The 507-nt window shown below is 62.9% G+C and carries 1 pseudogene; it reads right to left on the bottom strand.

Annotation, left to right across the window (positions count from 1 at the left end):
* Positions 1–352: 352 nt before the first annotated feature.
* Positions 353–442 (bottom strand): annotated as a pseudogene (locus MKP05_RS21930) (hypothetical protein); the annotation flags it as partial.
* Positions 443–507 lie beyond the last annotated feature (65 nt).

The raw sequence follows: 507 nt of genomic DNA, 5'->3' as shown, positions 1-507 counted from the left end.
ATAAAAAGAAAACCGCCCTCTGGGCCTTCGGCCTGACCGATGAGGTTTTCGCCGCCGCTACCGCCACAGCCTCATCAAAACGCTGCTGCGCGGAGAGCGGGCTGAAGCGACGCTCCACCGGATAAGCGCGCCCCTCCGAGACCACCACCGGCGCCTCCGGCAGCAGACGCTGCAGGCGATCGTTATCGAGGGTCGCCGACATGATCAGCAGCTTGAGATCGTCACGTAACCCCTGCTGGACGTCCAGCAGCAGGGCCAGGGCCAGATCCGCCTGCAGGCTGCGCTCGTGAAACTCATCGAGGATCACCACCTGGGCGTCGAAAGCCAGCGCCCGGGCAATTGCCACCATGTGACGCTGGGCGATGCTGAGGGTTTTCAGCGTGGCTCGCGGGTCGATCTGGACTTCCAGCCGGGTGAGGATCTCGTTGGCTCTGCGGTGCATCGCCGGCCAGTCGAGCGTTTTCAGCAGTCCCTTATACAGATACTGGCCGACGAAAATGGTTTCGC

This window comes from Halomonas flagellata, from assembly GCF_022487945.1.
Lineage (GTDB): Bacteria > Pseudomonadota > Gammaproteobacteria > Pseudomonadales > Halomonadaceae > Halomonas > Halomonas flagellata.
Note: the sequence above shows the minus strand (reverse complement) of the source record. Positions and strands in the feature narration are given on the sequence as shown.